The 22,867-nt window shown below is 50.5% G+C and carries 21 protein-coding genes; 14 read left to right on the top strand and 7 right to left on the bottom strand.

Annotated elements, in window-relative coordinates; genetic code table 11:
- The first annotated feature begins 43 nt into the window (after nucleotides 1–43).
- From ccmA to ccmI, 9 genes are read left to right on the top strand one after another with little or no spacing between them, the layout of a single operon-like run.
- Complete coding sequence (gene ccmA, locus IE055_RS04880) at nucleotides 44–673, top strand: cytochrome c biogenesis heme-transporting ATPase CcmA (RefSeq protein ID WP_189398851.1); 630 nt, start codon at nucleotides 44–46, stop codon at nucleotides 671–673.
- Nucleotides 670–1,338, top strand: a complete 669-nt coding sequence (gene ccmB, locus IE055_RS04875) for a heme exporter protein CcmB (RefSeq protein WP_373299172.1) — start codon at nucleotides 670–672, stop codon at nucleotides 1,336–1,338. The genes ccmA and ccmB overlap by 4 nt, the downstream gene beginning before the upstream one ends.
- Nucleotides 1,339–1,342: 4 nt before the next feature.
- Entirely contained in the window at nucleotides 1,343–2,137 is a 795-nt protein-coding gene (locus IE055_RS04870) for a heme ABC transporter permease (protein ID WP_189398849.1), read from the top strand.
- Complete coding sequence (ccmD, locus tag IE055_RS04865; RefSeq protein ID WP_189398848.1) at nucleotides 2,134–2,346, top strand: heme exporter protein CcmD; 213 nt, start codon at nucleotides 2,134–2,136, stop codon at nucleotides 2,344–2,346. The genes IE055_RS04870 and ccmD overlap by 4 nt, the downstream gene beginning before the upstream one ends.
- Before the next feature lie 26 nt (nucleotides 2,347–2,372).
- Nucleotides 2,373–2,837 (top strand): cytochrome c maturation protein CcmE, encoded by a 465-nt coding sequence (gene ccmE, locus IE055_RS04860; RefSeq protein WP_189398847.1) that lies wholly within the window; start codon nucleotides 2,373–2,375, stop codon nucleotides 2,835–2,837.
- 49 nt (nucleotides 2,838–2,886) lie between these two features.
- The gene (locus tag IE055_RS04855) at nucleotides 2,887–4,860 is read left to right on the top strand and encodes a heme lyase CcmF/NrfE family subunit (protein ID WP_189398846.1); all 1,974 of its coding nucleotides are present in this window, start codon (nucleotides 2,887–2,889) and stop codon (nucleotides 4,858–4,860) included.
- Nucleotides 4,860–5,390: a DsbE family thiol:disulfide interchange protein gene (locus IE055_RS04850; RefSeq protein WP_189398845.1), complete on the top strand. Its 531-nt coding sequence runs from the start codon at nucleotides 4,860–4,862 to the stop codon at nucleotides 5,388–5,390. The genes IE055_RS04855 and IE055_RS04850 overlap by 1 nt, the downstream gene beginning before the upstream one ends.
- Complete coding sequence (locus tag IE055_RS04845; RefSeq protein WP_189398844.1) at nucleotides 5,387–5,887, top strand: cytochrome c-type biogenesis protein; 501 nt, start codon at nucleotides 5,387–5,389, stop codon at nucleotides 5,885–5,887. The genes IE055_RS04850 and IE055_RS04845 overlap by 4 nt, the downstream gene beginning before the upstream one ends.
- Before the next feature lie 5 nt (nucleotides 5,888–5,892).
- Nucleotides 5,893–7,107 (top strand): c-type cytochrome biogenesis protein CcmI, encoded by a 1,215-nt coding sequence (ccmI, locus tag IE055_RS04840; protein ID WP_189398843.1) that lies wholly within the window; start codon nucleotides 5,893–5,895, stop codon nucleotides 7,105–7,107.
- A 14-nt stretch (nucleotides 7,108–7,121) separates the two neighbouring features.
- Here the strand turns inward: ccmI and IE055_RS04835 are convergent, their stop codons facing one another.
- On the bottom strand, nucleotides 7,122–7,607 hold the full coding sequence (locus IE055_RS04835; RefSeq protein WP_229794134.1) for a flavin reductase family protein: 486 nt from the start codon (nucleotides 7,605–7,607) through the stop codon (nucleotides 7,122–7,124).
- Nucleotides 7,608–7,724: 117 nt separating this feature from the next.
- On the opposite strand from IE055_RS04835, the gene IE055_RS04830 reads away from it, so the two are divergent.
- Nucleotides 7,725–8,138 carry an HIT family protein gene (locus tag IE055_RS04830; RefSeq protein WP_189398842.1) on the top strand — a complete coding sequence of 138 codons (414 nt, stop codon included), beginning with the start codon at nucleotides 7,725–7,727 and terminating at the stop codon, nucleotides 8,136–8,138.
- A gap of 58 nt (nucleotides 8,139–8,196) precedes the next feature.
- On the opposite strand, the gene tadA is transcribed toward IE055_RS04830, so the two are convergent.
- Both tadA and ppsR read right to left on the bottom strand, forming a co-directional pair.
- Nucleotides 8,197–8,643, bottom strand: a complete 447-nt coding sequence (tadA, locus tag IE055_RS04825; protein ID WP_189398841.1) for a tRNA adenosine(34) deaminase TadA — start codon at nucleotides 8,641–8,643, stop codon at nucleotides 8,197–8,199.
- A complete protein-coding gene (ppsR, locus tag IE055_RS04820; RefSeq protein WP_189398840.1) occupies nucleotides 8,640–9,479 on the bottom strand; it encodes a posphoenolpyruvate synthetase regulatory kinase/phosphorylase PpsR in 840 nt (279 codons plus the stop codon). The genes tadA and ppsR overlap by 4 nt, the downstream gene beginning before the upstream one ends.
- A gap of 137 nt (nucleotides 9,480–9,616) precedes the next feature.
- Here ppsR and ppsA point away from each other — a divergent pair, with 137 nt between their 5' ends.
- The 4 genes from ppsA (at nucleotide 9,617) to IE055_RS04800 (ending at nucleotide 15,195) form a co-directional block, all read left to right on the top strand.
- Complete coding sequence (ppsA, locus tag IE055_RS04815; protein ID WP_189398839.1) at nucleotides 9,617–12,001, top strand: phosphoenolpyruvate synthase; 2,385 nt, start codon at nucleotides 9,617–9,619, stop codon at nucleotides 11,999–12,001.
- A gap of 260 nt (nucleotides 12,002–12,261) precedes the next feature.
- A complete protein-coding gene (locus IE055_RS04810; protein ID WP_189398838.1) occupies nucleotides 12,262–12,672 on the top strand; it encodes a CBS domain-containing protein in 411 nt (136 codons plus the stop codon).
- A gap of 204 nt (nucleotides 12,673–12,876) precedes the next feature.
- Nucleotides 12,877–13,704, top strand: coding sequence for a translesion DNA synthesis-associated protein ImuA (gene imuA, locus IE055_RS04805; RefSeq protein ID WP_189398837.1), 828 nt, complete (start codon nucleotides 12,877–12,879; stop codon nucleotides 13,702–13,704).
- 6 nt (nucleotides 13,705–13,710) lie between these two features.
- Nucleotides 13,711–15,195, top strand: coding sequence for a Y-family DNA polymerase (locus IE055_RS04800; protein WP_189398836.1), 1,485 nt, complete (start codon nucleotides 13,711–13,713; stop codon nucleotides 15,193–15,195).
- A 1-nt stretch (nucleotide 15,196) separates the two neighbouring features.
- On the opposite strand, the gene IE055_RS04795 is transcribed toward IE055_RS04800, so the two are convergent.
- From IE055_RS04795 to IE055_RS04780, 4 genes are all read right to left on the bottom strand, one after another.
- Complete coding sequence (locus IE055_RS04795) at nucleotides 15,197–15,982, bottom strand: enoyl-CoA hydratase/isomerase family protein (protein WP_189398835.1); 786 nt, start codon at nucleotides 15,980–15,982, stop codon at nucleotides 15,197–15,199.
- Between the two features lie 145 nt (nucleotides 15,983–16,127).
- Nucleotides 16,128–19,370, bottom strand: coding sequence for a type I restriction endonuclease subunit R (locus tag IE055_RS04790; protein WP_189398834.1), 3,243 nt, complete (start codon nucleotides 19,368–19,370; stop codon nucleotides 16,128–16,130).
- A 12-nt stretch (nucleotides 19,371–19,382) separates the two neighbouring features.
- Nucleotides 19,383–20,771 carry a DNA-processing protein DprA gene (locus tag IE055_RS04785; protein ID WP_189398833.1) on the bottom strand — a complete coding sequence of 463 codons (1,389 nt, stop codon included), beginning with the start codon at nucleotides 20,769–20,771 and terminating at the stop codon, nucleotides 19,383–19,385.
- Nucleotides 20,771–22,867 carry a RecQ family ATP-dependent DNA helicase gene (locus IE055_RS04780; RefSeq protein ID WP_189398832.1) on the bottom strand — a complete coding sequence of 699 codons (2,097 nt, stop codon included), beginning with the start codon at nucleotides 22,865–22,867 and terminating at the stop codon, nucleotides 20,771–20,773. Before IE055_RS04780 ends, IE055_RS04785 begins: the two co-directional genes overlap by 1 nt.

Genomic DNA, 22,867 nt, shown 5'->3' with positions numbered 1-22,867 from the left:
TGCTTTGCAAAGACCCGGCCACAACTAATTAGACTGACTCACCATGAGCCACGAAATCTCCTTAATCGCCAATAACTTAAGTTGTATTCGTGGTGAGCGTGCATTGTTTTCAGCACTCAACTTCGAAGTACACCCAGGCCAATGTTTGCATGTGATTGGCGCCAATGGCAGCGGCAAATCTAGTCTTCTGCGCATCGTGTGTGGCATCCGACAACCAGATACTGGCGATGTCCAGTGGTCACGATCATCGATCAACGCAAATGCCGATTACCTCTGCCACAGCGCGTTTATTGGCCATAGCGACGCACTCAAAGGTGAGTTTACTGCAATAGAAAATTTACGCTGGTATCAACGTTTAGACAGCCAGGCGGATGAGACGCAACTCGATGACCTGCTCGCCAAGATGGGGATTCTTCATTGCGCGGACGTGCCAGCGGCCCAGCTATCGTTTGGACAACGGCGACGCTTGGCGTTTGCGCGCCTACTGCTGCGGCCGTACAACCTGTGGATTCTCGACGAACCTTTTACGGGTATTGATGCCGATGGACGCGCCATTATCGAGCAACTCTGCGTTGAGCATTTACGTGGCGGTAAGATGATCGTTATGACACATCACCGAAGCCTCAATGAAGGTCCGCTGCGTGACTATCACTCTGAGCTGCGATTGAACTGATGCACACGTTCTTCTTGTATTTTGGGCGGGAATGGTCCCTGATGTTCCGCAACACCAGCTCTCTGATCCAGCCATTGGTCTTCTTTATCATCATCGCCCTACTTTTTCCATTCAGCCTGCCAGCGGAAAACGGACTACTGCAAAGCATTGGTGGCGGTGTGATATGGGTGGCAGCCGTCCTCGCGACGGTACTGAGCTTGGAAACGATGTTTTACACCGATTACTTGGATGGTACCTTAGAGCAATCACTCATCCATCCACGTTCACTGAGCATCGCCATGTTGGGTAAAATACTCGCACACTGGAGCGGCACCGGCCTGATATTGTCATTATTCTCACCCGTACTCTGTCTGACTTTCAATATACCCAGCGAGCAAATTTGGGTATTATTCACAGGGTTGTTACTAGGGACCCCGAGCCTGAGCTTAATTGGTGCTATCGGCGCTGCACTCACAGTCACCCTGCGACGTGGCGGTGTATTGATTGCAATCATCATTTTACCGTTGTATATCCCAATTTTAATCTTTGGCGCAGGCATGCTGACCCAATCCGCTCAGGGACTGCCAATTGCCAGCCAGCTTTACGCACTCGCGGCAATTTTGGTGCTCGCCCTGACCCTTGCTCCGTTTGCCATCGCCGGTGCACTACGAGCCACAATCGACTAAATTTATGTTTGCTGTGATACCAAAACTTGCCTTTTTAAGCACCACATGGAACGTTGTGTCGAAGTTCTATCATAGACTCGGATCACCACGCGAGTTCTACAAGATCAGCAACGTTGCAACCCCCATATTTGGCTGTCTATTTCTTATCCTCACCCTGATCGGCACCTACTTTGGCTTGTTCGTAGCGCCTGCGGATTATCAGCAAGGTGACAGCTTTCGAATACTCTACGTTCATGTGCCGGTGGCATGGATGTCTTTATTTGTCTATGTCACGATGGCCGTCGCCGGGGCGATTGGTTTGATCTGGCGGATGAAAATGGCCTTCACTGTGACTATTTGTTCCGCACCGATTGGTGCGGCGTTTACCGCACTGGCACTTTTAACTGGATCGATTTGGGGCAAGCCGATCTGGGGAACTTGGTGGGTTTGGGATGCACGCCTGACCTCCGAACTGATTCTGCTGTTCCTTTACTTCGGAATCATGGCAACCTACTATGCCTTTGAGGAGCGTAAAACAGCGGAACGTGCAGCCGCGCTATTATCGGTCGTTGGCGTGGTAATTGTGCCCATCATCCATTACTCCGTCGAATGGTGGAGCAGTCTGCACCAAGGCGCTACGGTATTCGTCGAAGGTGGCCCCAGAATGCCGGCGTCTATGTTGTTTCCGCTCGCTATGATGGCATTGGGTTTCATGTTCTACTACGGCTATGCACTCTTTCTCAGTATGCGAGCCATGGTATTGCGCCAACAACAATCCAATCAATGGGTCAAAGAGATTGCTGAGCGAGGTCGATCATGAACTGGGCCGAGTTTTTTGCCATGGGTGGCTACGCATTTGAGGTCTGGTTATCGTGGGGACTCACACTGATTACCGTGATCGCGTTTATCATTTGGCCTAAATTACGTATGCGTCAAACACTAAAACAAGTCGCGCGCCAGGCGCAACGCCAAGCCCGGCACAACGCAGAGTCTACTACCGACCGCGATAACGCGAATATCGTGTCATAACGCAATACAAACAGAATCCAGATACCATGAGTCCATCGCAGAAAAAACGTTTAATCGTCGTCGCGCTCGTACTTGGCGGCGTCGCGCTCGCTTCGTTTTTGGCCATTATGGCCATGCAAACCAGCTTCGAGTATTTTAAAACGCCGTCCGAAATCAACTCTGAAGGCGTGGAGCAAAATCAAACGTACAGGTTGGCTGGACTGGTACGCAAAGGTTCTCTGGTGCGCATGGATGACGGCATTACACAACAATTCAAAATCACGGATTGTGTGGCGGATGTGGTTGTGCAGTACACTGGGTTGCTGCCGGATCTATTTCGCGAAGGACAAGCGATCGTCAGCGTCGGTAAGTTTACCAACGACTCCGTGCTCATTGCATCTCAGGTTTTGGCAAAACACGATGAGAACTACGTGCCCAATGAAGCCGCAGATGCCATCATGCTGCAACAAGCCAGCAAGTGTGATAACGCAGATGGGCCCGTTGAATACTAATTCAACGTAAACCTGATCAAACGCTAGGCCCCCAACAACAGAGAGCAATATGCTAGGTGAACTTGGAACTTACTGTCTTATTTTGGCGATGTGCGTGTCGATTGCACAAGGCATCATCCCATTAATCGGCACCGCCAATAATCATGCCAGCTGGCTGCATTTCAGTCGTTCAGCCACTTACGCGCAATGGGCATTGGTCGCTGGCGCTTACGGCATCTTAACCTATGCGTTTTATCTAAACGACTTTTCGATCGCCTACGTGGCAAAAACCTCAAACCTACAACAACCGTTGATGTACCGCCTATCGGGCGTGTGGGGCGGTCATGAAGGCTCGCTTCTACTGTGGATATTCATGCTTAGCAGCTGGACCGCCTTGGTAGCGCGATTCAGCCGCGGCATTCCGGTGATCATGGTTGCCCGCGTATTGGCGGTGCTGGGGTTGATCAATGTGGGCTTTATAAGCTTTACCCTATTCACATCCAGCCCGTTCGAGCGTTTGTTACCGGCACCAGCAGATGGACAAGAATTAAACCCGTTACTGCAAGACCCAGGATTTTTGATTCATCCCCCGATGTTATACATGGGCTACGTCGGGTTTTCAGTCGTCTTTGCCTTTGCGATAGCGGCGATGCTAAGCGGCAAGTTAGACACCGCCTGGGCGCGTTGGTCACGACCTTGGACTACCGTGGCGTGGCTCTTTCTGACGATTGGCATCGTGTTAGGTAGCTGGTGGGCATATTACGAGCTCGGTTGGGGCGGTTGGTGGTTCTGGGACCCAGTAGAAAATGCGTCGTTTATGCCTTGGTTGGTCGGCACCGCACTGATTCATTCGCTGGCGGTAACTGAGAAACGTGGTGCGCTTAAAGCGTGGACCGTGTTATTGGCAATATTAGCTTTTTCACTTAGCTTATTAGGGACATTCCTAGTACGTTCCGGGGTTCTAACCTCTGTGCATTCCTTTGCTTCCGACCCCACCCGAGGCCTGTATATTTTATGCTTTCTGCTGGTGGTCGTCGGCGGCTCACTACTGCTATACGCCTTACGCGCCCATCGGCTCACCAGCGACGTGCACTACAGCATGATGTCAAAAGAAACTGCTCTATTGTTGAATAACATCCTGCTGGTGGTTACCGCATTTATGGTGTTACTCGGCACGTTGGCACCGATCCTCATGGACGCACTAGGCAAAAAAATCTCAGTCGGGGCACCCTACTTCGACTTCTGGTTCGTGCTGCTAACGGTGCCATTAGCGGTTATCGTTGGCATTGGCTCGATAAGTCGCTGGAAACGCGATGACATTGGTCGTTTTACACGCCTAATCGTTGTAATCGTCGCCCTGAGCGCGGTACTTAGCGCAATAATCACAACAACCTTGAGCATTGACGGTTTCAGTGTCGGCGCGTTTGCCGGTTTAGCACTCGCGATCTGGGTTATGCTTTGGGCGGCATACAGCTTGATCGAGCGCTTAAAGAATCAGAAATCACTGGTGGCTGGATTGGGTAAAATACCCGCTTCGATCTGGGGTATGGCAATCGCCCATTTCGGTATCGCCGTGTTTATCGTCGGTGTGACGCACGTCAACAGCTACAGCGTAGAGAAGGACTTGCGACTGGCACCCGGTCAGACTTATGAAGTCGGCGGGTTCACCTTCACTTTCAACGGCGTGCATAAAGTATCAGCACAAAACTACGTGGCCAATGAAGGTCTGTTCGATGTAACCCAACCCGACGGCCAGCAGTTTGAATTGAAACCACAAAAACGGTTTTACACCTCTGGCAACCCAATGACCGAAGCCGCGATTGACACCACACTTGAACGCGACGTTTATATCTCGCTCGGCGACCATCTGGGTGATGGCGTGTGGACTGTGCGAGTCTACCTTCGCGCATTCGTCGCCTGCATCTGGTTGGGCGGCTTCCTAATGGCCCTTGGCGGCATCGTTGCAACTATGGATCGCCGCTATCGTCGCCCATTAAAAAAGCGCACACAAACGGCCGGGGCAATAACCGGGAGCACCAAGTAATGTCAAATAAGTTCCTGATTCCACTCATAATATTCATTGCGATTACGATTTTGTTGGGTATTGGGCTAACCATGAATCCGCGTGCGATACCGTCTACGCTTATTGCCAAACCAGCGCCCAACTTCACCTTGCCGCTACTCCATGATCAAGCTACGACGTTCAACCCGGACCAATTAAAAGGGCAACGCTGGGTTCTCAACGTATGGGCATCCTGGTGCGTATCATGTCGCTACGAGCACCCATTACTCAACACTATGGCGAACAACGGTGCGACCATCATCGGGCTCAACTACAAAGACAAAGCGGACGCAGCCAAGCAATGGTTAAACGAACGCGGCAACCCGTACACCCATTCCCCATTTGATGAGTCTGGACGAGTCGGAATTGAATGGGGCGTTATCGCAGTACCAGAAACCTTCGTGATTGATGAGAACGGCGTGATTGTCTACAAATACACCGGCCCCTTAACCGCAGACGTCATTCAGCAGGAACTAATGCCAGTATTAACTTACACCGAGGCATCACAATGAAAAGGATATTACTGTCACTGCTAACCGGCATCATGATGGTCATTACGCCCGCCGTATTCGGTGTGATTGAAGCCATCGAATTTGACAGCCCGCAACAGGAGCAGCGGTACAAACAGCTAATCGAAGAACTCCGCTGCGTGGTGTGCCAAAATCAAAATATTGCCGATTCTGACGCGGACCTTGCCAAAGACCTGCGTGCGATTGCGGCGGACATGATTCGTGACGGCAAGTCCGATACCCAAGTGAAAACGTTTATGCGTGAACGTTATGGTGATTTCGTGCTGTATCGCACGCCATTCAACAGCTACACCGCACTGATTTGGCTTGGCCCAATTCTGGTTTTACTGGTGGTACTTATTGGTGTATTTCTGACCCTTCGACGACGCCAGCAGGACGAACTGGTTAAACCCGCGCACTCGGATAACGATCGAGAACGAATCAAGGTTCGTAACCTTCTGCGCGACGCACCCAACTTAAACGACACCAGCAGGGACTAGCGGCAATGACTGCATTTATTCTCACCGCCATCGGCATTACCCTCGCCGCCTTACTTCTGGCGTTTATGCCGTTGTTACGCCCGCGTAGGTCAATTTCCTATCAGCGACAGGCTCAGAACATCCACTTTGCGCGAGAGCGAATCGCCGAACTCGAAGAACAGTTAAAAAATGCCAGCATCTCGGCGACCGACTACGAGGCACTCAAACTCGAAATCGAAACCACGCTCGCGAATGATATTGATATTGATAACGCCAGCCAAGAAGACGACTTACCTTCACAAACTGGCTCAAACCGGGGTCTGATTGCACTGCTCTCAGTGTCGATTCCGTTGGCGGCTTTCGCTGTCTACATGCTGATCGGCACGCCAGATGCGACCCAACAAACGGCGCAATTTGAGCGACCCGAGCAAGCTGAAATTGATGCACTGATTGAAGGCATTGAACAGCGTCTACAGGAGTCACCAGATGACCTTGAAGGCTGGACGCTGATCTCGCGCACCTATTTATCACTCGGTCGATACCGTGAAGCTCATGACGCCTACCTTAGAGTACTTGCTTTAGGCGGCGAACAAGCGAGTACTTACGCCGCGCTGGCGGATGCGACCGCCCTGATGTCCAACGGTGAAATCACACCAGAAGCAGCACGCTATGTTGAACGAGCTCTGGAATTGGATGCCGACAACCAACAAGCCTTATGGTTGGCTGGCGTTGCGTCGTTGCAGCAAGGCAACCAATCGCAAGCCCGAGTCTATTGGCAGAAACTTTTGCAACGCCTTGACGGGATGCCGGAACAACAACAGGAGCTGCGAGACATTATGGCGCAGAGCCTCGGTACCCAAGAATCGGTCACCGCTGACGTTGTTACAGACAATGGACCAGCGCTTACACTGAGGGTTTCACTCGATGCGTCTCTGGCGGATTCGGTATCACCCAATGATTTGGTTTTTGTTATTGCACGCGCTCAGAACGGACCGCCTGCCCCACTCGCAGTAAAACGCCTGCGTGTCTCAGACTTGCCGCTGGAGCTTACTTTGAGTGACGCTGATGCAATGCTGGAACAGCTCAAACTATCTAAGTTTGCTAATGTGGTGGTACGGGCTCGGATTTCAAAGTCGGGACAGCCGATAGCCTCGTCCGGTGACCTACAGTCGGGTGAACAAGCCGTTCAGACGACGCACGCGGAACGCATCGACTTAACCATTTCTGAACTCGTCGAATAAGCGCGACTAAGCCGCTACTTTAGGGCGTTGTACTCACCCTGAAAGAACAGCAATGGGGCTTTAGGAGTGGATTCAAACTCAAGTACCGTGCCCACGATGATCAGATGATCGCCACCGGCATAACGGTGCGTAGTCTGGCAGTGGAAGCGGGCGCTCACATCCGGCAGTTGAGGCACGTCATTCGGTCCGGTAAACCACTCTGTGTCATCAAACACCGTGTCGTCCCAACTACGCATCGCAAATAGATTAGAAATAGCTTGCTGCTCCGCAGTTAATACACTGATCGTGTAGTGATCCGCTCGTTCAAACTCGGCGAATCGATTGGAAGATTTATCGATACACCAGGACACCATGGGCGGCTCCAGCGAGACAGAGGCAAAACTGTTCGCTGTTAAGCCAATTGGCTGACCCTGTTGACCGCGGCTTGTGACCACGGTCACGCCGGTCGCAAACTGACCGAAGGCATCACGCAATGAGCGATGCTGATTGATTTGTGTCATTAACTTATAAAATCTCTCTTGGAATAGGCGTCATTATCGTCTTTTTCGAAGGCGATTGAAACCGCTCAACGAATTCGCTATGTTTTGTCCCCTATCAACCAACTGTGTATCAACCGGATGACTTACGACAGCAACAATATTTTTGCCAAAATCCTGCGTGGCGAGATCCCCTGTATCAAAGTGTATGAGGATGACCAAACGCTCGCCTTTATGGACATCATGCCACAGGCCACTGGCCACACACTGGTCATTCCAAAGGAAGAAGCCGTGACTTTGCATGATTTATCCGACCAGGGCGCAGCCAATCTAATTAAGCAGGTCAAACGAATCGCCAATGCCGTAAAAGAAGGCATGCAGGCAGATGGGATTACGCTGTTTCAGCTCAATGGCGAAGCCGCCGGACAAACGGTGCCGCACATTCATTTTCACATTCTTCCAGGGTCGATATTGGCCGCACGCGCACACGCGTCAACACCCAGCGATCAAGCTAGCTTGGAAGCCTCCGCTGAGAAAATTCGTGCCGCTTTATAAACCTTAGAGTTCAAATACCACAGGCTGCACTCCCGGGTGACATGCAGCCTGCGCTAACTCACCGTCGAGATCGAAAAAACTGCCGTAGCAAATCGGCGCTTTCCTGCTCAAACAAGCCGAACTCGACCGTGCAACGATGGTTTAGCTGCGGATTGGAGAGCACATTCAGCACCGATCCACCTGCACCGGCACGCGGCTCAGGCGCGGCGATTACCACCCGTTCGACGCGCGCATGCACCAGCGCGCCAGCACACATCGCACAAGGCTCCAAGGTTACATACAAGGTTGAACCTGGCAAGCGATAGTTCTCGCTAACGCGCGTGGCAGCACGCAGTGCAATGATCTCCGCGTGTGCGGTCGCGTCGTGTGATGAAATCGGCTGATTAAAGCCCTCTCCGAGCACCGCCTCATCACGAACTAACACCGCGCCAACAGGCACTTCACCGCGAGTCTCTGCGTGCTGTGCCAATGCCAAGGCACGGCGCATCCAGTGTTCGTCGCTCATAAGCTTGCTACACGTCGTTCGATACCAGCACGTTGCAGCATCCGGGCGGCGATTTCTTCAATCGACAGCTGGGTGGTATCAATGTATGGCACACGATACTGGCGATACAAAGTTTCGGCCTGCCGAATTTCATCCACACAAGTACGCAAGTTGGCATAATGACTATTCGGTTTTCGCTCATGACGAATTTCCGATAAACGCCCAGCGCGAATCGTCAGACCAAATAGTTTCCGTTGGTGATCTGCGAGTGCCGCAGGTAATTTACGGGTTTCAAGGTCGTCGGGGATTAACGGATAGTTCGCCGCCTTAATGCCATATTGCATGCCCAAGTAGACACTCGTCGGCGTTTTCCCTGTGCGGGATACACCGATAAGAATGATGTCGGCTTCGGCATAACGATGCAGATGCATTCCATCGTCATTCGCCAGTGCAAAATGCACTGCGTCGATGCGCTGCATGTACGCCTGATCCACAGTGCGGCTATCCTCTTTGAAGATCGCGGGATGCCCAACATTGTGCGCCGAGCGAACGCCGAGCTCCGCTTCCAGAGGCGACAGAAACGTCGAAAATACATCAATGTAAAAGCAGCTCGACTTTTCAATCACCTTACTGACCTCCTGGTCAATAATGGTGTCAATCACAATCGGGCGGGCCGCCGTTTCGTGCGCTTCCTTATTAATTTCAGCGGCGATTCGTTGCGCTTTCTCAGGTGTGTCCACAAAGGGTTTAGTCACGCTTTCAAACTGAATCTGCGGAAACTGTACCAGTAGACTTCGCCCTAGATTCTCAGCCGTCATACCGGTGCTGTCTGACAGAAAAAAAACCTTTCGTTTCATAGTGCTCTTGCAAGGTGTTTAATTTCAACGAGACACGGATTGAACAATACTCAGTATTCAGTTCACGATTTGTTCTCGCTATCACGCGTGGTAAACTCTGGTTCCACGAATTTTTCAATCCAGATGGGGATTTTCCATTGAACACGAACAGCTCTAATGAGTACATCATCGCGTTCGATCATCTTACTATAAACGATGTAGAACGCGTCGGGGGCAAGAATGCCTCATTAGGCGAGATGATCGCGAATTTAACGTCACTTGGTGTCTCCGTTCCAAACGGTTTTGCAACCACTGCACACGCGTATCGCGAGTTTCTCGCCACGGATGGCCTGGATAAAAAAATCAATGCGCGTTTGGATGCACTGGATGTCGACAATATCGAAGATCTAACTAAAGCAGGTAGCGATATTCGCCGTTGGATTATCGAAACCCCCTTCCCTGCCGCATTTGATAAAGCGCTGGAAGCGGCGTTTATCGAAATGCAAGCGGGCAACGAGAACTTGAAAGTGGCGGTACGCTCGTCAGCCACAGCCGAAGACTTACCGGACGCATCTTTTGCGGGTCAACAGGAAACTTTCCTAAATATTGAAGGCTTGGCCGCAGTTAAATATGCGGTACACGAAGTCTTCGCCTCGCTGTTTAATGATCGTGCTATCTCGTATCGCGTGCATCAGGGCTATGCGCACGAAAATGTCGCGCTGTCCGCGGGTATCCAGCGTATGGTTCGAAGCGAAACCGGTGCGGCGGGCGTCATGTTTACATTGGACACCGAATCGGGCTTTGATGACGTGGTGTTTGTCACCTCATCGTATGGCTTGGGCGAAACGGTCGTTCAAGGTTCGGTGAACCCTGACGAATTCTACGTGCATAAGCCAACGTTGCGTGCCGAGCGTCCTGCGGTAGTACGCCGTAACCTGGGCAGCAAACTGATCAAAATGGTGTACTCGAATGACACCACCGCTGGGCGTTCGGTTAATACTGTGGACGTCGACTCAACGGACCGCCAGCGGTTTTCCATCTCCGACGCCGACGTCGAATCGCTGGCGCGGCAAGCGCTGATCATCGAACAGCATTACGGTCGTCCGATGGATATCGAATGGGCTAAAGATGGCGATGATCAACAGCTGTACATCGTTCAGGCTCGTCCTGAAACCGTGGCCAGTCAATCGGATGCGACTAAAAAGGTGAATTACATTCTCAAAGACCACAGCGCCATCTTAGCCGAGGGCCGCGCCATTGGTCAGCGCATTGCTTCTGGCAAAGTACGTAAAGTACTGAATATTGATCAGATGGACATCGTTCAGGAAGGTGACATCCTAGTCACCGACATGACCGACCCAGACTGGGAACCCGTCATGAAACGTGCCGCAGCGATCGTCACCAATCGCGGTGGTCGTACCTGCCATGCTGCCATTATTGCACGTGAACTTGGCGTTGCAGCAGTGGTCGGCTGTGGCGATGCCACTGAAAAGTTGGATGATGGCGCTGAAGTGACTGTGTCTTGCGCTGAAGGCGACACCGGCTATATCTATGCTGGCGAACTTGAGTTTGAAGAGCAAGTCACCGAGCTGGATAAAATGCCGGAGATTCCGTTCAAAATCATGCAGAACGTCGGCAACCCAGATCGCGCCTTCACGTTTGCACAACTGCCACACGAAGGCATTGGTCTCGCGCGCCTTGAATTCATTATTAACCGTATGATCGGTGTGCATCCAAAAGCACTGATTGAGTATGATCGTCAGTCTGCGGATGTTAAAGCCATTATCGATGAATACATGGCTGGCTACGATTCACCAACCGACTTTTTCGTGAAGAAGCTGGCGGAAGGCATCGCAACCCTCGGCTGCGCATTCAGCCCAAAACGCGTCATCGTGCGCCTGTCGGACTTCAAATCAAATGAATACGCGCACATGGTTGGTGGTCACGACTATGAGCCAAACGAAGAAAACCCGATGCTGGGCTTTCGTGGCGCATCACGTTACATTGCACCGAGCATGCAGGATTGCTTTGAGCTGGAATGTCAGGCCGTGAAATACGTACGAGATGAAATGGGTCTGACTAATATTGAGATCATGATCCCATTTGTTCGCACCACTGACGAAGCTGCTCAAGTCATTGAATTACTGGCTAAAAATGGTCTCAAACGTGGCGAAAATGGTCTTAAAATCATCATGATGTGCGAGCTACCAGCCAATGCAGTACTGGCGGATGAGTTCCTTGAGTATTTTGATGGCTTCTCAATTGGCTCAAACGATATGACGCAGCTTACTTTGGGCCTAGACCGTGACTCAGGCATTGTGTCGCATTTGTTTGACGAACGGAATCCGGCGGTTAAGAAAATGCTGTCGATGGCCATTGACGCGTGTAACAAAGCGAACAAATACATCGGCATCTGTGGCCAAGGCCCAAGCGATCACCCAGACCTAGCTGAGTGGCTATTCCAACAAGGTATCGACTCTGTGTCGCTGAACCCGGACTCTGTGGTTGAAACCTGGGAACGGCTAGCCAAGCTCGGAAAATAGACACACTCAGCGCCTTGTTTATACCGTGTTCAGGGACGAACGCGGGCGCTTTGCGCTTCATTCCCCTCTTCCGACGCTGGCACGCTCATATGGCCATTAGTGCGTCCCAATAGCGCTTTTTCTAAATTATGGTATGTTTGTACTGTAGGTTCATCGCAGCCCCAAGCCAATTTAGATGGCCGCGAACTTGAGACTACTTAACGTCAGCGTGTGGCGCACCGCATTCCGTGCGTGATTGAAATTTGTGTTAGGAGAGAGCAATGTTACGTTCTGTAGAAATGAAAGATTACATGTCTACCGACCCGGTAAAGGTCAAACCGGAAGACGATATTTTTGAGGCCATTCATCAACTGCTGGTATACCGCGTGTCCGGCGCATGTGTGGTCAATGATGGCGGCTACTTGGTTGGCATTCTCTCCGAACTCGATTGCCTGCGCGCGATTCTTGGCGCCACGTACAATAAAAGCCCGGTTGGCAAGGTCTCGGAATACATGACGCGTGAAGTCATTTCAGTCAAGTTAAGTGATAATATCGTGGATGTTGCCACCGACATGATGCTGCACAAACATCGTCGCCGACCGGTGATACAAGATGACGGCATGTTGATTGGTCAAGTCACTTGCCGCCAACTCCTGCGCGGCGTTAAGGACTTTGCTACTGACACCGAATAATTTCTCTGTTCGACTCACGCTCTTTCGATCTGGCTAAGCGTTTCAGGCTTAGCCAGTTTCTACCCTGTATTTCAGTTCAAAAAATTAACTTAAGCTACTGATTATAAACAATTTAAAATATCCATTCTGCGGACTTGCTTGCCGCAGTACAATAAACTTCTGCGCCATTTGAATTTTGTACATTATTCATACTATACTTTGGGTATGCCGAACCATGACAGCAAATCAACTGATTCAAAACCCAGCCTTAATGCCATTCAGCGCAGCGGCAAACTGTGGCGTGGCACGCAAAAACCCCAAACTAGGCAGTCACGCACTCTGGACACTGGGTTTACCGCACTCAACCAGCAATTACATGGGCAAGGCTGGCCAACCAACAGCATCACCGAGCTGGGCTTGTCGCAAGCCGGACTGGGGGAATTACGATTACTCATGCCCGCCCTGCGCGCCTTACAACAGCGCCATCCTCAACAAACCATTATGTGGATTGCCCCACCCTTCCTACCTTTTGCGCCCGCATTTGAAAAAGCAAAGGTCAACGTCAGCCAATTAACCATTTTACAGCTCAACAATATTCAGGACATTCTATGGTCTGCGGAGCAGAGTCTCCTTGCGGATTGCTGTGCCGCCGTTTTCTGCTGGACTGGGAATTATAATTTAAACACGCGAGAATTACGGCGCTTGCAGCTAGCGGCCGAAAGCACCAATACTTGGCATGTTTTATTCCGACACAGCGATTGTCTTAAACAATCCTCAGCCGCCGGTCTGCGTGTGCGCCTGCAGTCAGATTCTTTCAGCAGGCTCAAATTACACATCCTGAAACAACCCAATGGCTGGGGCGGGCAACAATGCACATTATTGCTGCCACCACATTACGAGAACTGGCAACGTCTGCCAGCACACCTGTTGCCACAGAAGAACGGGATTCAGGCACCACGACTACCCGCCCAATTGGAGACTCATCATCAGTCATGGCAGCAAGCCTCCGTAACGGTACTGGCCTCCTTATCTGCCTTACCAAACGTGCAGTGAGTTATCATGCCCAACAGTTCATCGCACTCAGGAAACACCTGGTTTTGTATTCGCTTGACCCATCTGTCGCTCAACAGTTTGGGCGTGGCGGTGAATGCAGAGCAGGCTGCAGCGATCAGTTGGCAACATCAAATTTGGCAGTGTAATCACGCAGCTCAACGCGCGGGTATTCAGGCTGGAATGAGCGTCAATCATGCCCTGATGCTGAACGCTGACTTAGAGATACTGGAGCGCGCCCCTGAAAAAGAGGACGAAAAACTAACGCGCCTCAGTCACTGGGCGTATCGATTCACGTCCATGGTCAGCATTTACAATGACCACACACTACTGCTTGAAATCGGAAAAAGTATAAGCTTATTCAAAAGCTTAGAACACATTCATAACTTAATTAATAACGACTTATTCAGCTTTAAGATTACCGCATCCTACGGCGTTTCTGACACACCAAAATCAGCCTACGTCGCCAGTTTTACGCCCGACCCGCGCTTACGCCGTCACACTGCCAGTGAGCTTGTTAGTGCCAGTATTGAGCATCTCGATATCGACCATAAGACCATTACAAAACTGCACAACTGCGGCTTCGACAGCTTGGGGGACTTACAGACCATCCCCGGCCCGGAACTCGGTGCTCGGTTTGGCAAAGCCTTACTGAATTATTTAGACCAGTTTTGGGGGCTGGTGCCGGACCCGCAAACCGCCGTCACGCCGCCGGAGACATTTCACGCCAGCGTGGACTTTGCCGAGCCAATCCATAACTTACAGTGGATTGAACAACAGTTAACCCGTTTGTTAACGGATCTGGCACAATTTTTACTCTTACGTCAGCTCGTATGCCGCAGTTTTACCTGGCGCTTCTACCACCAGAACAATCGGTTACTTAAAACCGTGACTATTGGCATCAGCAGTCGCGACCTGCTGACATCAACAGACAAGGCCATCGCAACATTTGAACAACTAACCCAACTTAAATTGGCCAGCATACAGCTTGACGGATCTTTTTCGAGCATTGAACTCAGCAGTACACAATTGGTGCCCGTCACCTTATTTAATGACGACCTGTTTGACCCATCACCGGATACCGAGCAGCTCAATCAACTGCTTGATAAGCTCAGCAACCGTCTCGGGCCAACCGCACTGTTTCGCGTTGTACCGGAATCTGAGCACCTGCCCGAGCTGGCCAACGGCCGACGTAGCGCCCTGCAGACTACCAGTATGCGTGAGACACGGGCGCAATACACCGCCAACCAAGTACTGCAAGACGAACCGCTGTGGCTGTTAGAACAACCACAACGACTAAGCCAACAAGCGCAACAACCGCTATTAGATGGCAGCTTGAACATTATTCATGGCCCGCAACGAATCAGCAGTCACTGGTGGGCCAAGCTGCAAAGCCGCGACTACTTTATTGCCCGGCAACGCAATGGCCGCTTAGTGTGGATTTTTTATGACCGAAGTAATCGCCAATGGTATCTGCACGGCCTGTTTGCTTAAGCTAACTAAATTCAGGCTTACGCTTTGCAATAAATGCCGCCACGCCTTCCTTACCGTCTGGCGAACTGGCATTGCGCGCAATCATTTGGCTTTCGAGTTCCATTTGCGTTTCCAAACCGTTCGCATCCGACGCCAACAACAAAGTCTTAATCGCGCCATTTGACCTCTGTGAACCTGCAACAAACAAGGCAGCCCACTCCCTCGCGACAGTCATCAACTCGGCATCCGGTACCACACGATTAATCAATCCCCATTGCTGTGCTTCCTCGGCGGTCAACATACGATTAGTAAACATCAACTCCTGGGTTTTGCGCAAACCAATCAAACGCGGCAGAAAATAACTGGCACTCCCATCTGGACTTAAACCAACATTGCTGTACGCCATGGTGAACTTCGCCGACTCAGCAGCGACCACCAAGTCGCCCATCACCGCCGTGCTGAATCCTGCACCGGCCGCGGTGCCATTCACGGCCACGATTACGGGCTTAGCACTGCGCGCTAAGGTGCTGATGCCACGATGCAATTGATCCGCGATTTGCTTTACACCAGGCCCGGCCCCGAGTGGGCTTGCCTGCATGGCATTAATGTCGCCACCGGCACAGAAAAAGCGACCACTGCCGGTCAGAATAATAGCTTTCACATCGCTGTTCGCGTCACACAACATCGCCGCGTCGGCAAACTCGCTGGCCATCGCCAAATTCAAGCCATTGGCGGCCTCTGGACGATTAAAGGTGATGGTAGCAATCCGGTCAGAAATCTCGAGTTTGATGGTTTTGAATTCGGTCATGGTAGTCAGATAAAAATAATGCTTAAGAATAAAAATGCTTCTACGGTGAAAACACCATCGAGGCTTTTAGAGCCCAACAACGAAGAACCTATAATATCAAAATCACACTAAGGTTAGTTCAACTTCATTCGGTGCATTAAACATACTAACCATAAATAGGCGATGGAAGCTTCGGATAAGCTCTATAAATATGAAGAAAAACTCTTTCAGTGATATCTGAAATCTCATCCTCTTCATATTGCTCAACGGGCAACCCTGTTCTTTCATCGTAGAGAAAATCGAATATCTGCTGCTTAACCGCGTCACGCGTCGATTCTTTTTGCTGCCAGTTCGCAACTTTCAGCCGCTCTGCCTTTAGCGTCGCCAACAACGTAGTGGCGACTTGTTTGATCTTGGCAATCTCTTTTGGCTGCAAATTCGGCTTACTAAGGAGATCAAACAATACCAAAGACTCCTCGTCCAAGCCTTCCCTAATTGCGCGCTTCTCTTCATGAGAAAGCTCTTCATTCAGTTTTAACAGTGCCTCAAAAGTTTTTTCAATAACAACGCGATCCTTTTCCTGGTTATATTCCTTAACCAATTTTTCGTAGTGCTCTTGATAATCAGTACGTAACGGGTTCTCCATCATGAGCCGGGCTAGCTTCTTCTCAACCGCATTCTTGAGCGATTGCACTGTAGTATTCTTTCGCTCTGATCTAGAAAACTCTTGGCGGAGTCGTTCAAAATCGATCTTGCTGATATCGTAAATTCGATCACCATCCGGTTTCGGCTCTTTGACTTTATGTGTGGTATCGATACTAGCGTCGACAATTTCGTACAGCTCTTTCATAATATCGGAGATGTCGGCTTTCTCTTTATCTGCCTGCAAACTCTTATAGAGTACGTTGATTGCATCGCGCATATCACGATAGCCATTAACGCCAGGCACGTTAATGCAGGCTTTAAACTTGTTGAACACCTCTCTGGCCATTACCTCGAAACGTTTCCGTGTTTCGTCATTTTGATTGATGATTTCCTTGGCTTGAGCAATCGCTGCATTTTTAGCAAAACCTGTTTCTGTAATAATCCGGCTTAGTTCAAAATCATGCTTTCGTAAAAACTCGGCAACAAAACTGATCGACTCGTTCAGGCTTTCCAACAACTCTTCATTGGGCTTGGCGGGTTCATTTTCGCCCTCACCTCCGCCATGACCCTCGTCGCCAGCACCGGCGAAGGTCGCCAAGGCTTTACGCAGGTTTTTCAGTATCCCGCAGTAATCCACTATCAGCCCGTTGTTCTTTCCTTCCGCTACGCGATTTGCCCTGGCAATGGCTTGCATCAAGGTATGCGCCTTCAACGGCTTGTCCAAATAAAGGGTGGAAAGTGTTGGCACATCAAACCCGGTTAACCACATGGCACACACGACAGCCACTCTGAATGGGTGCTCACTGGATTTAAAGGCTTCTTCCATGTCAAGTCGAGAGCCATCAGCCAGTTCAAATCCTGCTTTAAGCAACTGGCGGTGAGGCTTGATATCCAGCCCCCATTTTTCGAACTTGGCGACTTCACCTTGTTCTTCACTGACCACAACCGCCATCAGCGTTTCTTTCATCCACGCCAATTGCCGCTCTCGCCAAGCTAGATCCTGCTCATCCGTAGCCGACAAAAGTGCTTTTTCTTTGGTTTTAATTTCCTGTTGCCAGTAAAAATTGATCAATTTGTGCATCCGTACACAAGTGATCTTGTCGAGGCACACAAACATCGCCTTGCCGGTTTCCCAAGCGTTGGCATAATGAGTCACAAAGTCACGTGCTATCTGATCCAGTCGGCTGGTTGCAGTGATAATGTGATAATCACGCTTCAGCTCTCGCTCCAACCTTTGTTGAACGTCTACATCCTCAATTTCCAACTCATCCAGCTTTTCCGCTATGCGCTCATTGATGCCTTTGGGGTCGGCAACCGTGTGCTCGTTGCCATCTTCATCGGTAAATACCAACTCTTCACCACGGGCATCGTAGTACAACGGCACTGTCGCCTTATCCTCGACAGCCCGCTGAAAGTCATAGGTAGAGATGTAATCACCAAAAACCTTCTTGGTTATCTCATCATCTTTAAATAATGGCGTTCCGGTGAAGCCGATAAAACTGGCATTGGGCAAGGCGTTGCGCATGTTTAACGACAAAGTGCCATATTGCGTGCGGTGAGCTTCGTCGGTGATGACGATAATGTCGTCGCGCTCGGAATAAGGTTTTTCAGGGTCTACCTTTTCATTAAATTTTTGAATGAGGGTGAACACAAAGGCTTTTTGCTGGCCGATCAGTGCTTTGAGGTCTTTACCGCTACCCGCTCGGCACGGGTCTTTATCGTTATCGACTAAGCCACAGCCTGCAAAGGTTTTATAAATCTGTGAATCCAGGTCTTCCCGGTCAGTCAAAACCATGAAGGTATAGTTGCCACCCAGCTTTCGATGCACCATCTGGGCGAAAAATACAATCGAATAAGACTTGCCAGAACCCTGGGTGTGCCAGAAAACCCCCAACTTACCCAAACGCTCACCTCGATTCACAACGGCATCAATTGCACGGATAACACCAAGGTATTGGTGATTGCGGGCAACGATTTTCGCCAAGCGGCCAGAGCTCTGGTCAAACAGGGTGAAGTTTTCAAAGATGTCCATAAGGTTAGTTTTGGAACAGGTTCCCTTCAGCAAGGTCTCCATATCAACCACACCTGGCTCATTCTCTTTCAATCGCTTCCAATCATTGAAATGCTCAAATTTACTGGAAACGGAGCCAATCTTGGCGTCAATGCCATTGCCCAAAATAATAAAGGCGTTGTGATAAAACAGGTGCGGGACGGTGTCTTTGTAATCGGCAAGATTTTGCTCATAGGCCGCACGAATATCCTTGTGAACGTTTTTCACCTCCATAAACAGCAGCGGAATGCCATTCACAAAGCCGACAAGGTCTGCCCGGCGCCGATAAATATCACCTTTAATCCAAAGCTCTCTGACCAGTAAAAAGTGATTATTTTCGTAATTATCAAAATCAAACAGGCGAAGACGCTTCTTTACCCGCTCACCTTTGTCGTTGTGGAAGCTCACTTCCACGCCATTTTTATGAAGAGAATATTTCTCCTTATTCACGGCAGCAATATTGGTGGATGCTGGCATCTCACAAACCACGCGCAATGCCTCCTGGTAGGCGACATCCGGCAAGCCAGGATTTAGCTCAACCAGCTTCTCACCCAAATGGCGGGTTAACACCACCTCTTGCTCTGACAGCCGACCTAAATCACCTTCCTTACCCAGCTTTTCATACATGCCAAGAACAGATTCATCCCACTGCAACTGATTCAGCAAGTAGTCTGCGGTGACTTCCTGAACCAGGGTTTCTTCTGTCATGGCCATGAGTAACTCCCTCTATTTCTTGTTCTTAACTTGATAGCGTACAGGGCGATTGATCTTCTTTACTTGCTCATCATCAACAGCTCGTTTCAGCCATTCAGTTAACTGAGATTTATTAAGCTGAGTGCTTTCAATTAATTCTTCGACAGTAACTGGCTTCTCTGCCAAGCGCTGCAGCTCGGAGGTAAACAGCTGATAAAAATCGATAGGACCTGATGGGGCAGCGTCGCTTTCGGCAGTTTTCCCTGAGTTTACAACAATGTTTGCCTGATTTTCGTTAACGATACTTTCGGTCTCTGACTCAACAGCTTCCTTTTTATGCTCAGGTTCAATCTCAGGGCCAGGCTCAGTCTCAGTAAACAACTCAGGCTGTGCAGGCATGGAAAAGAGATCGCCCATTTGTTCCTTCACCTGACTCGCGCGCCCACCTTCATTGCAAATTAATTCCGAAATCTTGAAGGCTTCAGTATCAGCCTCCAGCCAACGGCCACCTTTGGCGACCAAATCGGCATTGGCCGCATCTTTGTCCGTTGTCTGCTTAACCCACAGCGGTACCCATGCCTTTTTCAGATTTTCTTCTGCACCGTTTAGCGTGCCGCCTTTTTTGCCCGAGTGAATCACCAGAGAGCTGTCTGCCAAGCAATAGATGTATTTGTTGCGGGCCATGGCATTTCCAGCACTGAATCCTGCCTCTGGATAAAAAGGCGATACCAACACGGCATGATCATCCATCAAGCCTTTACGCCACTTACTGCTGGTCGCTGCTTTTAACAGGCTATCGGCCATCACGCCGATCAACACACCACCTTGTTTCATAGCACCCAGCATTGCCGTTTCATCGACACCACGAGCACCACCTGAGACAATAGCAATACCCTCTTTTGCTGCTTTCACACCCACTTTGTCGGTAAAAGCCAAATCAGCCTCACTAGCATTGCGCGAGCCAATAACCGCCAAACCTCCGGCATTCAACAAAGCTTTGTTACCACAACCAAACAGTACTGGCGGGGAATTTGTTTTCAAACGTTGCTTTAAGCGTTTTGGATATTCTGGATCAGAACGGGTCACCACCCAGAGGCCAGCCCGTTGCCATTTTTCCATGGCCAGTGCGAGGCTGTGGCCACGGTTCAGCAATTCAATGATTCGCTCCGCACCGATACGCGCATCGTGCCAGCCCTGCAGCAAAGCTTTCGGGTCGGTCACCAACAGATCGGCAGGTGTGGTGGATTTCTCCTTTAACCACAAGGCAAACCGCCCCCATTCGGCATTGGTCAGCGGTTTTGCGCTTTCGCTGCTGGCTTTTGAGAAGTAACTGGTCAACAGCAAGGTCGCTTGCGCCGTGGGTGACAAAGAGCCGTCAGCTGGTAAAGAGCCATCAGCTGATGAAAAGCGGGATACATTCATTAGTCTTTCACCGAAGATGAAGCCAGCGCGACGGGGTAAACCACACCGCAGCCTGCTTGCTGTAAGAGTGCTGCGATCACCGTTAGCGTCCAACCGGAGTCCACTATGTCATCCACCAACAGAACCGGTGTGTCAGGTAACGGCTGATCAATCGCAAACGCACCATCCAAGTTGCGGCACTGGTGGAAGCGATTCTGTTGGCCTTTTTGCGGCTGATTGTCTCTGACTTTGCTAACCGCATCCACAAACGGCAGACCCAATCGCGCAGCCAGACGGCGTGCAAAATCCGGCACCAATTCTGGATGATTTCGCGACGGCACGCAGCACACCCACTGAGGAGCAGGGTCGGGCTGCCAACGCTGTTGAATCATTTCCGCCATAGCCTCAACCAATTCATCACTGAAACGCCCTGCATGTTTTTTATCGGCAACCGTCCGTCCCCAACCGGCATCACCCCAGCGGGATAAAACACGGCCCTCCTGTGCTCGAAGTGGTTGGGGTAGATTGCCGCGAAAGCCGTATTCCAGAAAGGCATTGGCCGCTACCTGTGCTTTTGGAGTGATCACCATTTCCGCATGTTTGAGGAAGGTGCCTGCGTGATGCGCCAAAGCGGGATCAACTGGTGCATTGATAACAGGCCGGCCCAAGCAAGACGAACATTTACCGCATGGCGTAGGATCGTGATCGTCCAGCGCCCTTCGCAAGAAGGTCATTTTGCAGCCAGCATCATTCAGATACGCCTGAACCTCCTGCCATTCCTGCACACGCTGCCCGGTTAAGTGTGCAATTCGGGCATGATCCATTTGATACCGCACGGGCGTTCTAACCCAGCGGCTGCCGTCTTTGATGACAGGAGCCGGGTTTTCCACACTCAGAAGCTTCAGCACTTTTTCAATCTGACCGTGACGTAAGTTTGTTTGCTCTTCAATGCTGCGCAGTGACAATCCATCGCTGTTTTCCAAAACCTGCAAAATTTCATTCACGTGATCCTCTGAAGGAAAGGCCGAGTCGCGGAAAAACTGATGAATATCCTGATCTTCTACACCCGACATCAATACGCCAACTGCGTGATCAATACCACGCCCGGCACGGCCCACTTGTTGGTAATAGGCAACGATAGAACCCGGTGCTTGATAGTGGATTACAAAGCTTAAATCCGGTTTGTCGTAACCCATCCCCAACGCTGTGGTGGCCACCAATACCTTTAACTGGTTGTTGAGTAGCAACTCTTCCAGATGCTGGCGGAAGGCGTTGCTGTTTTCAAAACCATCGGCTTCAACACTGCCGTGATATGCCTTAGCGTCTATGCCATTCGCAACCAACCATTCAGCGACTTGCTCCGCGTCACGCACTGTTAAGGTGTAAACAATCCCCGTGCCCCGCAACGACGGGATCACCTGGGCTAACCAGGCCAAACGGGACGCCTGATCTGGCAGCACCATGGTTTGTAATGCGAGGCTTTCCCGGGTCAAAGGGCCACGGTGAATTTGAATATTTCCAAGCTGAGTTTGAATATCCGCAACGACACGGTTATTCGCCGTTGCCGTAGTACCCAGTACTGGTGTATTGGCGGGCAACTGACGAAGAATATTCACGATACGGCGATAGTCGGGTCGAAAGTCATGACCCCAGTCAGAAATACAGTGTGCTTCGTCAATCACCATCAGGGCGATACGATCCGCAATAGGCTGTAAGACTGTTTCGATAAAGTTGTCGTTAGCCAATCGCTCAGGGGAAATAAGTAAGCAGTCGACTTGATTATTCAAAATCCGTTGAGTCACCTCCTGCCAATCGTTTTGATTGGTGGAGTTCATGGTTGCAGCAACAATGCCCAAACGCTGCGCTGACTCGATCTGATTGCGCATCAAAGCCAGCAAGGGCGAAACAATAATGGTGGGTCCCATACCTCTGTCGCGGAAGATTTTGGTGCTGATAAAATAGACCGAGCTTTTACCCCAACCGGTACGTTGTACCACTAATAGCTTCTGCCGATGATTCACCAAGGCATCAATCGCCTCCCACTGGCCATCACGGAATTCGGCGGCGGGATTGGCTAGCGCGGTTTGTAGTAGTTGTTGGGCTTGGGCACGGTTCAT

Origin of the sequence: Arenicella chitinivorans, from assembly GCF_014651515.1 — a bacterium.
Taxonomy (GTDB): domain Bacteria; phylum Pseudomonadota; class Gammaproteobacteria; order Arenicellales; family Arenicellaceae; genus Arenicella; species Arenicella chitinivorans.
Note: the sequence above shows the minus strand (reverse complement) of the source record. Positions and strands in the feature narration are given on the sequence as shown.